The organism is Methylophaga sp. (genome assembly GCF_030651745.1).
This window is the reverse complement of sequence record NZ_JAUSCC010000032.1, coordinates 1-11,476: the sequence shown is the minus strand read 5'-3', so window position 1 is coordinate 11,476 and position 11,476 is coordinate 1. Positions and strand designations below refer to the sequence as shown.

The following is an 11,476-nucleotide window of genomic DNA, read 5'->3' as shown; positions in this document are numbered from 1 at the left end:
TCCCAACTAATCCTGCCCGCGCTCGGCAATAAATTCTTCCAATAAAGCAGCCTGTTCTGTTGTTAAAGTTATCAATTCCAACAAATCAGGTCGCCGTAACCATGTTCGTCCTAAGGACTGTTTGAGACGCCACTGACGTATCGCCTCATGATTTCCACCTAACAGTACGGCTGGCACTGTCTGGCCATTTAACGTTTCCGGGCGGGTGTAATGCGGATGGTCTAACAGACCACTCATAAATGAATCCTGTTCTGCGGATTCAGCATCACCCAATACCCCAGGCAACAAACGGGCAATACCATCAATCATCACCATGGCTGCCAGTTCACCACCACTGAGGACATAGTCACCAATCGACCATTCCTCATCAATTTCCTGTTCTATCAACCGCTCATCAATACCTTCGTATCGACCAGCCAGCAGAATCATCGATTTGCGTTCAGCCATTTGGCCTAACGCATGTTGATTCAGTTTCTGTCCCTGTGGTGATAAATAAATGACTTTTGCATCATCACCAAGCTGTTGTTTTGCCAGATTAATGGCATCCAACAATGGACTTACTTTCATGACCATCCCAGGGCCGCCACCATAAGGGCGGTCATCCACGGTCTGATGTTTATCGGACGTGAAATCCCGGGGATTATGATAATACAGGCTTAATTTGCCTTGTTTTACCGCCCGTCCTGTTACGCCATATTCTGTAACCGCAGCAAACATCTCGGGAAACAATGAAATTACCGATAGCTGCATTTCATTGTTCAAAGATAGTCGGCTTGCCAATCAACCTGAATCTGTTTATTTTCCAGATCAACCTGCAATACGGTTCTTTCCAGCACAAATGGAATCAGATATTGCGTATCAGCATCTGTCCCATTTACCACCAGGACATCGTTGGCCCCTGTTTCTAACAGGTGGTCAACTACTCCCAGTACTTCATTTTCAGTGTTAATCACTGTCAGGCCAACCAAATCAGCCCAGTAATATTCATCTTCTTCAGTTTCGAGCAGTTGCGATCGTTTAATCGCCAGCTCAGAACCGATAAGTGTCATGGCAAGATTACGGTCAGTAACCTTATCCAGACTCATGACAACCGCTTTACCTTGCAACTGACCGCCATTCACTTCGATTGGTACCCAATCTCCATGGCGATGTACATAAAGTGGTTTGTACTCAAGTATGTTGTCGCGAGGATCGGTAAAAGAAAAAACTTTCACCCAGCCTTTAACGCCAAAAACTCCTGATATTTTCCCAACCGGGATAAATTCGCTGGCATCAGCCATCACGAGGCTCCCGGATAGAAATTAAGCAGCTTTTTGCGCTTGTTTGATCAGCTGAGCAACACGCTCAGAAGTTTGCGCGCCTTGGCTGATCCAATGTTTAACGCGGTCCAGATCAATGCGTAATTCTTCTTCCTGGCCTTTAGCGATTGGGTTGAAAAAACCAACACGTTCGATATAACGACCATCACGTTTGCTGCGTGAATCTGTTACGACAATGCCGTAGAAAGGACGCTTTTTAGCGCCGCCGCGAGTCATTCTAATTGTTACCATAAACCTACCCGTTGAAAATCTGGATGGAAAAATAGAGTTATTTTACGCACTTATCTCAGCTTTGCAAAGCTGTAAATACGATTACCTTAAAATGGCATGCCACCGCCGCCCATTGGCAGTTTTCCACCAAGGCCGCGCATCATTTTAGCCATGCCACCTTTCTGGCCCATTTTTTTCATCATTTTTTGCATTTGTGAGAACTGTTTCAGTAACCGGTTAACATCCTGAATCTGTGTTCCTGAGCCAGCTGCGATACGTTTTTTTCTCGATCCTTTTATTAATTCAGGACGCCGCCGTTCTTTAGGTGTCATCGAATTAATCATTGCTTCCATTTTAACCAGCTCTTTGTCATTGGCCTGATTTTTAACTGAATCAGGAAGCTGACCCATACCAGGCAATTTATCCATTAATGAAGTAAGCCCGCCCATTTTGCTCATTTGCTGTAATTGTTCGCGGAAGTCTTCGAAATCGAAACCTTTGCCTTTTTTGAGTTTGTTAGCCAGTTTTTCAGCTGACCCGGCATCCATCTTGCGCTGCGCTTCTTCCACCAGCGAGAGCACGTCACCCATGCCAAGGATACGAGAAACAATACGATCTGGATGGAACACTTCCAACGCGGTGGTCTTTTCACCGACACCCATAAATTTGATGGGCTTACCAGTGATATGACGGATCGATAAGGCCGCACCACCACGCGCATCACCATCTGTTTTAGTCAGAATCACCCCGGTAAGCGGTAAGGCTTCGTTAAACGCCTTAGCGGTGTTGGCCGCATCCTGACCGGTCATGCTATCAACCGTAAACAAGGTTTCAACTGGATTAATTGCCGCATGGATGCGTTTGATTTCACCCATCATGTCATCATCAATATGCAGACGTCCCGCAGTATCAATAATGACTACATCAACATATTCAAGTTTGGCTTGTGCTACTGCAGCTTTGGCAATCTCGACGGGATCCTGGCTGGCATCACTGGGGAAAAACATGGCTTCCACGTCAGTCGCCAGTGTTTTAAGCTGTTCGATCGCCGCTGGACGGTAGACGTCTGCACTGGCAACCATTACCGATTTTTTATGCCGCTCTTTTAAGAATCTGGCCAGTTTTGCCACACTGGTGGTTTTACCCGCACCTTGTAAACCTGCCATCAAAATGACAACCGGCGGCTGACTGTTCAGATTAAGACTGTTATCTTCATCACCCATCACGGCGACCAGTTCGTCATTAACTATTTTGACGAAAACCTGGCCTGGAGTGAGACTGCGCATCACATCCTGCCCCATCGCCCGCTCTTTTACTTTTTCAATAAAATCGCGAACCACGGGCAAAGCCACATCAGCTTCAAGTAAAGCCATACGTACTTCGCGTAAGGTTTCTTTGATATTGTCTTCGGTGATCCGACCCTGGCCCCGCAGTTTTTTGAGGCTGCCGGCAAGTCTGTCACTTAGGCTGTCAAACATAATGTATCCTGCATCGTTTGGTGTCTGAAAATCAGTACTATCTAGATAGGTATGGCATTATAACTGATATGATATCCGGCGAAGCAGCTTATCATTTATGATTAGGCTAGCATTTAAACTGGATAACATTATTGGAACTTAAGGATCTCCCCTCATGGCCATTGCCAACGCATTAGCCTTCCTACTTTATTTAAGTAGCAGCGTTATTTTGATCCGTGACTTTGTCAAACGTGATCATAACGCGAATAAACTTGCCTTACCGATCGGAATATTGACCACATTGGCGTTGTTATTCCATGCTGCGGATATTTATTTCACTATGAAATTTGCCCAGGGTTGGGATCTCAGCCTTATGAGCACATTGTCCATGGCTGCATGGTTAATGGCTTTTATTGCCATGCTAACCGGTTTACGTTTTCCAGTAGCCCATCCAGGAATTGTGGTTTATCCGCTTGTCGCTTTATGCCTCATGCTCAGAGTTGAAGCACCGGGAAGTCAACGTGCACTCAGCGATCCCGCTTTGGAGTGGCATATATTACTGTCGCTGACCGCATATGCCTTACTCGCACTGGCGGCTATGCAATCTATTATTCTTGCGCTCCAGGAAAGACAATTACGGCATAAACATGCCGGTGGTTGGGTGCGTAAACTTCCCCCACTGCAATCGATGGAAAAAGCCTTATTTCAATTGCTATATGCCGGCTTCATATTGCTTACTTTAGGATTAGTTACCGGTTTTGTGTTTGTGAATGATTTCATTGCTCAGCATGTAGCCCATAAAACGGTTTTTTCTATTATTGCATGGCTGGTTTTTGCCGCATTATTATGGGGCCGACATCAGTATGGCTGGCGCAGCCAGACAGCCGTGAAATGGACGTTATCCGGTTTTGGATTTTTATTGCTGGCATATGTCGGTAGCAAAATAATCCTTGAATTCATAATACAAAGCTAAATTAATGCTGGAAAATACCTCTTTAATCGCGCTGTTTTTAATTCTGTTTCTACTGTTAGTTTTATCTGCGTTTTTCTCCAGCTCAGAAACAGCTTTGATGTCCTTAAATCGCTATCGTTTAAAACATCTCGCCTCACAAGGCCACCGAGGTGCAATGATTGCCAGCAGTCTGTTGGCCAGACCTGACCGATTAATTGGTTTGATCCTGCTAGGCAATAATTTCGTCAATATATTTGCCTCGGCTATCGCAACAGTCATTGGTATTAAATTGCTCGGTGAGAACGGTATTGTGGTGGCGACATTCACCTTGACTCTGGTCATACTATTATTCGCTGAAGTCACTCCAAAAACATTAGCCGCCCTGCATCCTGAACGCGTTGCTTACCCGGCCAGTTTTGTTTTAAAACCCTTGTTATTCATTCTCTATCCACTGGTGTGGTTTACCAGTGTCATTACCAATCGATTGCTGGGATTATTTGGCGTGTCACGGGAAGATGCCACCTCGACTGCTATTAATATAGAAGAATTGCGAGTGGCGTTAATGGAAGCTGGCAGTATGATCCCGAATCGACATAAAGATATGTTGATGAGCATTCTGGATCTAGAGCAAATCACCGTGAATGACGTGATGGTGCCGCGAAATGAAATTGAGGGTATTGATATCAATCAGCCATTTGCTGAGATTATCAAACAACTGTCGCATTGTGGTTATACCCGGCTGCCGGTTTACCGGGACAGCATGGATAATATTGTCGGTATATTACATGTGCGTAAAGCCTTGAATCTGATGACGCAGGACAACCTGAATCCCCAGACATTTCAAAGCATAGTCAAAGAAGCTTATTTCGTGCCGGAAGGCACTCCTCTTAATACTCAGTTGATTCAGTTCCAACGTAAATTACGTCGTACCGGCCTAGTTGTTGATGAATATGGCGATTTACTCGGCTTGATCACGCTGGAAGATATTTTCCGTGAAATTGTCGGTGAATTTACTGCCAATACAATTGATGATGAAAAGGAAATTCACCCGCAGAGTGACGGCAGTTACCTTATTAATGGTTCTGCCAATATTCGCGAACTGAATCGGACTATGGACTGGAATTTGCCTACTGATGGCCCCAAAACCATTAATGGTCTGGTGTTGGAATATTTGGAAAGCATTCCTGATCCCGGCGTCAGCATACGGATCAACAGCTATATTATCGAAGTAATTCAAACTGCGGATAACGCAATAAGAACAGTGCGACTTCGCCAGATTCATCCAGCGATTGAGGCGGAGCAAATCTAAATTGGCTAATCTGCGGATACGGTGCTTCGGCTTCTCGGATGCAGATCAGCAACAACTGCAAGCCTTGTTATCGCGATACAAGGCTTCGGTAACGACCAAATGGCAAATCAGCCGATTGGGTCACGCAGTTTTATATTTTTATAACGTCGATAATGCAGAGGGGCTGAAAGCCTGGCAACAACGTGACATCAGCTTGCTCAATATTTATTGCAGCCGCGGCAAAAGCCATCGTGAACCCAATCTGCTGCAAATCAAACTTCCACTGACCAGCGGTAATGTATTTTCTGTTTTTGCTTTCGCTGAAAGACATTTTTCACAATCAACTAAATTATCCGCTAACGGTTTTCATTTTCTGCAATCGCCTGCCAGATTAATTAATCCCAAATTATTCAGCATGTGGCTTAGCAATAAATGGTTACGCTCACAAGCCAGACCAGCGCCAGATCTTCCAAAGTTGCATTTAATTACGTCAATGGTTGGTGATGAACGGCGTGGCGAGATCATTACTGATCCTGCTTTATTGAAAACCTGGTTATCCCAGCTTACCGATGATTTACCACAGCGACTGTCAATTCTGTTGGTGAACTTACAAGCGATCAAACAACAGTACATTTCTGAAAGTCGTCAGATAAACCTGCTTGAAGTTTATTACCATGAATTGAATCGGCTTTTATTAAACCGTGACAGCAAAACCATTATGGCAACAGCCAGCATCAAAAAATCAACGTTTAAAAACCTGATTAACTTCAGCGATACCTTACGTTGTTTAGCCGAGCTATATTTCACACTGGCAGATAAACATTATCAACGCGGAGAACGTCCTGCCGATCAGCCTCGCTACTTGTTTTGCCTGAATCGGGGTAGCAGCCTGATTGCTATGCAAGTTTTGCATGCCTATATGCACTACCGAACCGCTCCTCAGGACTGCTGGTTACAACTCAATCAAATATTGATGTATCTCGAAAAGGCCAAGGCATTAGAGCTGCAGCCGGAAATTACGGCGCTCGGCAAAACGGAAAGTTTCGAAAATATTTATAAACGTCTGGCCTTAATCGCCATTGCTGATCCATACAGCTTATCGAAATTTGCCGTCAACCGGCTGTATGCCATGTTTTCAGATTTGCTGGATAAGGTTGTCATTACCGCTATCCCTCCGCAACAGCAAGTTATTGAAAATACTTTTCTGTTAACCGGTTATTTTTGTATTGAAGCACAGGCAGATAATGCCCCTCGAGCCTTAGCTAAAACACCTCACTTGATTCGTGCAGCAGTCGACAACCGTATGTTGCAAACCCAGGATGTGTTAACTGTTCTCGGACAAAAACTCATCCCCACTCATAAACAAGAAAATACTCTGGATTTACAGCTGATTCGACACGTTTTGCCACAGCTGGCTGCCAATTATCAACGTCAATCTCCCAGAAAACAGCTTCCCGAAGCTAAGCAGATCGAATTTGTCCATGGTTTTCAAAATATTGTGGATTTTTTAAATGGTGCGACTACAGCATTAAATGCCGTGGTTTTAAACCATTCTGATCAAGGCAGCATGCTACATATCGCAGACTGCAAACACAGTATTGATGTGAACGAATTGATATTGCTGAATATACAGAATCAATTGCAACTCGCCACCATTTGTTGGTTTTGTAGTGATTGGCAAAACAATGCTCAGGCTGGTATCAGCTTAATTGAAGGTTCTCCGGAAATAGTGACCTGCCAGCCCAAATCAGGAAGTTTTTTATATCCGGGTTTACAATTAAATACGCAATCTCCAGCACTAATTACACAGAAAGGTGTCTTTAGTCCCAAACGCCAACTGGTGGTATTTAATGCTAAAGGGAAGACAATCAATGTGGAAACCAAGGATCTGTTTTCAGCAACCCTAGACTATGAACGTTTTACTTATATCGTCAAAGCCGGTTCATAAACCCAGTTAAATGGCTTATCATCTTCGTTATACACCCCTCTAAAGCACAGGATCCAAAGCATGCGCACCTTTATCAAACTGGTTATCGCCATAATCATCATTGCTATTGCGGCTCTCGCAGCACTTCCTTTCATTATTGATCCAAATGACTACAAAGATGAGATAGCAGCTCAGGTCGAAAAGGCCACAGGGCGTAAATTGACCTTACAAGGAGATATCGGCCTGTCTGTATTTCCCTGGATAGCATTAGATCTTGGAGCTTTATCACTTAGCAATGCTAGTGGATTTAAAGCTGAATCGTTTGCCAGTGTACAAGGTGCTGAAATTCGCATAAAACTGTTGCCGTTACTGAAAAAACAGCTGGAAATGGACACCATTGTGTTAAATGGATTGTTATTAAATCTGGAAACCAATAAAGATGGCGTAACCAATTGGGATGACCTGATCACTGCCGAAGAGACAACAGGTGATGCTAAGGCACCTGCCGTGGAAAAACAGGCCAAAGAACCACGTCAAGGTCTGACTGCAATCAACATTGCTGGAGTTAAATTAAGTAATGCCAATGTGTTGTGGTCCGATGCCAGCAACGATCAAAATTTCCAACTACGTAATCTTAATCTGGATACTGACCCCTTGGTTCCCGGCAAACCTACTGCCTTGACCACCTCTTTTGACTTTATCAGTACCAAGCCTGATGTTAAGGCTCATATCAAGGTTGATACCAAGGTAATCGTCGATCTGGAAAAACAGATTTACGCATTGGAATCACTCAAACTGAATACGGTTGCCAACAGCTCTGCTATGCCGTTACAACGGGCAAACCTGAATCTGAGTGCTGATATAAACGCCAATATGGCCAGGGAATTGGTAACCATCAATAATCTTGCAATGGATTTGCAAGCCAGTGGCACAGATCAGAACATTGATGCCAAACTCAGCGGTGTGGTCGAAGCTAATCTGGCAACACAGCAACATCGTATTACCAATCTGTCTATCACTGGTGATGTCACAAATGAAAATTTACCTGGAGGTAAAGCCAAATTAGATGTGAAGACTAATATCGTTGCCAATCTGGCTGACGAAACTTTCCAAGCCAGTGATCTGATTGTTAAATTAGCAGACTTGACGATGAATGGTCGTCTGCAGGCTGAAAAGATTCTGTCTGACGATCTTGCTTTTAACGGTAATGTGCAAATTAAACCGTTTAATTTACGTAAATTAGCCGGCGATCTTAAAATTGAGCTTCCGGAAATGGCAGATGCCAGCACTTTGGAGTTGGTTCAACTGAGTAGCGAAATCAGTGGCAGCAAAAACGCCATTAACGCTAAAGATCTACAACTAACGCTCGATCAAAGTCAGATTGCTGGCCAGTTTGGCATCAATAATTTTGAAAAACCTGCCTACACTTTCAACCTGACCCTGGATCAAATTGATGCTGATAGGTATTTACCGCCTGTAAAAGAAAAAGAAGCCAAGCCAGCGACTGAAAAACCTGCAAAAGAGGTTGCTACACCAGCTACTGCCGCAGCTGCTGGCAGCAGTGATTTTCCACTGGAGACCTTACGTGATATCAACGCTAAGGGCAGTTTCAAAATTGGCAAACTTAAAGCAAGTGGTATCAGCAGTGAAAACATTGTTATTACTATTGATGCCAAAGATGGGCTGATAAAACTCAGTCCATTATCAGCGGATCTATACCAGGGAAAGTACCAGGGTAATGTCACCCTTGATGCTCGCGGTGACAGTTTAAAACTCGCTGTTGATGAAAATCTGCAAGGTGTACAGGCAGGACCATTGTTAAAGGATCTTAACGGTAATGACCGCATTTCCGGCACCGCCAATGCAAATGTAAAGCTCAATGGCAGCGGTAAAGACATTGATGCCATTAAACAAAGTCTGGCTGGTAACGGTGCATTTTCTTTCACTGATGGCGCATTGAAAGGTATTAATATTGCTGAAGCGATTCGTCAGGCCAAAGCGGTTATTTCTGGTCAACGGGCTACCGATGCAACTGGACCTGTTCAAACTGATTTCAGCAGTTTGAAAGGCTCATTCACTGCAAAGGAAGGTATTGTTAACAATCAGGATCTTGAACTGATGTCACCATTACTGCGCGTGACCGGTGCTGGCGATATCGATATTCCCAGAGAAGTTATTGATTATGCCGTCAGGGTTTCAGTCGTTGGTACTGCAGAAGGTCAAGGCGGCAGAGGTCTTGAAGATTTAAGAGGCCTGACCATTCCAGTCAAAATCACCGGCAGTTTTGAAAACCCAAGACCATCTGTTGATTTAGCATCTGTTTTAAAAGATCAGGCAACAGGTGAAATCAAGGCCAAAGCTGAAGAAAAACTCAAAGAGAAACTCGGTGATGGTCTCGGTGGCTTATTGGGTGGCAAACTGGGTATCGAATCCAAATCTGCGACGCCAGCAGAATCCGAAACAGAAACTACCGAACAGCCAGCCGCTGAAGATCAGACTTCAGAAAAAACAGAAGAAACTAAACCTTCAGCTGAAGATTTGCTGAAAGAACGGCTGAAAAAATTATTCTAATTAATGACATTCCGGCCGTGGTCTCAATAGGCCACGGCTTGTTTCTATTTTGACTACTCATTCATTCAGTGATCGTTTGCTAGCCTGGTATGACCAACATGGTCGTAAGGATTTACCTTGGCAGCAAAATGCCTCGCCATACCATATCTGGCTCTCAGAAGTCATGCTGCAGCAGACTCAGGTCACTACCGTTATCCCCTATTATCAGCGTTTCATTAAACACTTTCCGGATGTTAATGCGCTGGCAAACGCCAATATTGATGAAGTTCTCAGTCTTTGGGGCGGACTTGGTTATTACGCTCGTGGGCGCAATCTGCATAAAGCGGCGGTACAAATGCAGCAACTGCATGAGGGCAAGGTTCCGCAAGATTTTCAGGCATTACTCGACTTACCCGGAGTTGGACGCTCCACAGCAGGAGCGATTATGGCTCTAGCCTATCAGCAACCGTTTCCTATTCTGGATGGTAATGTAAAGCGTGTGCTGGCTCGCTATGATGCAATCAATATCTGGCCAGGTGAAAAACAAGCCGAAGCCGCTATGTGGCAACGTGCCGAGCAATTATTGCCTACGGCCCGTATTGCAAATTATATCCAGGCACAAATGGATTTGGGCGCTACCTTATGTACTCGTAGTCGTCCTGATTGCGAGCGCTGTCCTTTACAAACTGATTGTCAGGCTTATGCCTCCGGTGAACCGACTTTATTTCCGGTACGAAAAGTCAAAAAACAGACACCATCGCGTCAAACCAACTGGTTTGTGTATATTAATAACGATAAGCACATATTATTAGAACAACGACCACAAAATGGTATCTGGGGAGGCTTATGGAGTTTTCCGGAAGGTGATACCGCTGAGGCAGAAAATCATACCCTGCCAATCAAAAATAGCGTTTTTCACTCAGCAACACCTGAAATCAGACATGTTTTCAGTCATTTCAAATTAACCATCCAACCGCTTATTTTCAGTGCCGAGCCGATTAATGTAGTTGCTGAGAATAATCCATACATCTGGGTTAAAATAGACCAGGCATTAACCATGGGTTTACCCGCTCCAGTTAAACAATTAATTGAATTCTTATCATCAACCGAGAGGATGCTATGACACGTACCGTGCATTGTGTAAAACTCAACAAAGAAGCAGACGCACTAGATTTCCCACCCTATCCTGGCGAACTGGGCAAAAAAATCTACGAAAGTGTTTCAAAAGAAGGCTGGCAAATGTGGATATCCCATCAAACCATGTTGATAAATGAATATCGCTTATCATTAGCCGACCCGAAATCCCAAGCATTTTTAAAGACCGAATTGGAGAAATTCTTCTTTGGTGAAGGCTCAGACAAGCCTGCTGAATTTAAGCCACTTTAGCCTGTGTTAATAGCAAAATCGCGCACTTTAACTGCAATACTGACTCATCAGTTGTCGTTAATTAAATTCAATAAATCTACTTCTTTTGTGGCCAGAAATAAAAATAAAGCCATTAAATTCAATAGCTAAGCGTTTTTTTGCGCGATTTATCAGCTATTTCTAACAACTAAAAAATTTTGTTATCTCCAAAATAAATGTGACTTTTTGTTAAATTTTGGGCGTACAATGCGATTAACCCCTTTTTAAGGGGTAGTGTAAGCTGACTTAGGAGTTAAGTTAGCAGAAGATTTAAGATATTGAGGTTGATATGGCAGAGCAAGTTACAGGCACAGTGAAATGGTTCAATGACGCAAAAGGATTCGGCTTTATTGAACGCGCCGATGGTCC

At 43.9% G+C, this 11,476-nt stretch carries 11 protein-coding genes; 7 read left to right on the top strand and 4 right to left on the bottom strand.

All coding sequences use genetic code 11. The features are described 5' to 3' along the window. Nucleotides 1–6: 6 nt before the first annotated feature. The 4 genes from trmD to ffh form a co-directional block, all read right to left on the bottom strand. A complete protein-coding gene (trmD, locus tag Q7V21_RS03725; protein ID WP_304915989.1) occupies nucleotides 7–750 on the bottom strand; it encodes a tRNA (guanosine(37)-N1)-methyltransferase TrmD in 744 nt (247 codons plus the stop codon). Nucleotides 751–758: 8 nt separating this feature from the next. Continuing rightward, nucleotides 759–1,280: a ribosome maturation factor RimM gene (rimM, locus tag Q7V21_RS03720; protein ID WP_304915988.1), complete on the bottom strand. Its 522-nt coding sequence runs from the start codon at nucleotides 1,278–1,280 to the stop codon at nucleotides 759–761. 21 nt (nucleotides 1,281–1,301) lie between these two features. Next, nucleotides 1,302–1,550: a 30S ribosomal protein S16 gene (gene rpsP, locus Q7V21_RS03715; RefSeq protein WP_304915987.1), complete on the bottom strand. Its 249-nt coding sequence runs from the start codon at nucleotides 1,548–1,550 to the stop codon at nucleotides 1,302–1,304. A gap of 86 nt (nucleotides 1,551–1,636) precedes the next feature. Further along, the gene (ffh, locus tag Q7V21_RS03710; RefSeq protein WP_304915986.1) at nucleotides 1,637–3,007 is read right to left on the bottom strand and encodes a signal recognition particle protein; all 1,371 of its coding nucleotides are present in this window, start codon (nucleotides 3,005–3,007) and stop codon (nucleotides 1,637–1,639) included. Between the two features lie 154 nt (nucleotides 3,008–3,161). Here ffh and Q7V21_RS03705 point away from each other — a divergent pair, with 154 nt between their 5' ends. From Q7V21_RS03705 to Q7V21_RS03675, 7 genes are all read left to right on the top strand, one after another. Then, nucleotides 3,162–3,959, top strand: a complete 798-nt coding sequence (locus Q7V21_RS03705; RefSeq protein WP_304915985.1) for an inner membrane protein YpjD — start codon at nucleotides 3,162–3,164, stop codon at nucleotides 3,957–3,959. A gap of 4 nt (nucleotides 3,960–3,963) precedes the next feature. Continuing rightward, on the top strand, nucleotides 3,964–5,247 hold the full coding sequence (locus Q7V21_RS03700; RefSeq protein ID WP_304915984.1) for an HlyC/CorC family transporter: 1,284 nt from the start codon (nucleotides 3,964–3,966) through the stop codon (nucleotides 5,245–5,247). 1 nt (nucleotide 5,248) lies between these two features. Continuing rightward, a complete protein-coding gene (locus tag Q7V21_RS03695) occupies nucleotides 5,249–7,174 on the top strand; it encodes a hypothetical protein (protein WP_304915983.1) in 1,926 nt (641 codons plus the stop codon). A 60-nt stretch (nucleotides 7,175–7,234) separates the two neighbouring features. Next, nucleotides 7,235–9,724, top strand: a complete 2,490-nt coding sequence (locus tag Q7V21_RS03690; protein ID WP_304915982.1) for an AsmA family protein — start codon at nucleotides 7,235–7,237, stop codon at nucleotides 9,722–9,724. Nucleotides 9,725–9,773: 49 nt separating this feature from the next. Continuing rightward, the gene (gene mutY / locus Q7V21_RS03685; RefSeq protein WP_370654042.1) at nucleotides 9,774–10,826 is read left to right on the top strand and encodes an A/G-specific adenine glycosylase; all 1,053 of its coding nucleotides are present in this window, start codon (nucleotides 9,774–9,776) and stop codon (nucleotides 10,824–10,826) included. Next, on the top strand, nucleotides 10,823–11,089 hold the full coding sequence (locus Q7V21_RS03680) for an oxidative damage protection protein (protein WP_304915981.1): 267 nt from the start codon (nucleotides 10,823–10,825) through the stop codon (nucleotides 11,087–11,089). The genes mutY and Q7V21_RS03680 overlap by 4 nt, the downstream gene beginning before the upstream one ends. A gap of 307 nt (nucleotides 11,090–11,396) precedes the next feature. Next, a partial coding sequence (locus tag Q7V21_RS03675; protein ID WP_304915990.1) for a cold shock domain-containing protein occupies nucleotides 11,397–11,476 on the top strand: 80 nt, incomplete at its 3' end.

Coding starts and splice junctions, on each gene's coding strand:
- rpsP (WP_304915987.1), bottom strand. CDS start 1,550: ATGGTAACAATTAGAATGACTCGCGGCGGCGCTAAAAAGCGTCCTTTC.
- ffh (WP_304915986.1), bottom strand. CDS start 3,007: ATGTTTGACAGCCTAAGTGACAGACTTGCCGGCAGCCTCAAAAAACTG.
- Q7V21_RS03700 (WP_304915984.1), top strand. CDS start 3,964: ATGCTGGAAAATACCTCTTTAATCGCGCTGTTTTTAATTCTGTTTCTA.
- Q7V21_RS03680 (WP_304915981.1), top strand. CDS start 10,823: ATGACACGTACCGTGCATTGTGTAAAACTCAACAAAGAAGCAGACGCA.
- Q7V21_RS03690 (WP_304915982.1), top strand. CDS start 7,235: ATGCGCACCTTTATCAAACTGGTTATCGCCATAATCATCATTGCTATT.
- trmD (WP_304915989.1), bottom strand. CDS start 750: ATGCAGCTATCGGTAATTTCATTGTTTCCCGAGATGTTTGCTGCGGTT.
- rimM (WP_304915988.1), bottom strand. CDS start 1,280: ATGGCTGATGCCAGCGAATTTATCCCGGTTGGGAAAATATCAGGAGTT.
- Q7V21_RS03705 (WP_304915985.1), top strand. CDS start 3,162: ATGGCCATTGCCAACGCATTAGCCTTCCTACTTTATTTAAGTAGCAGC.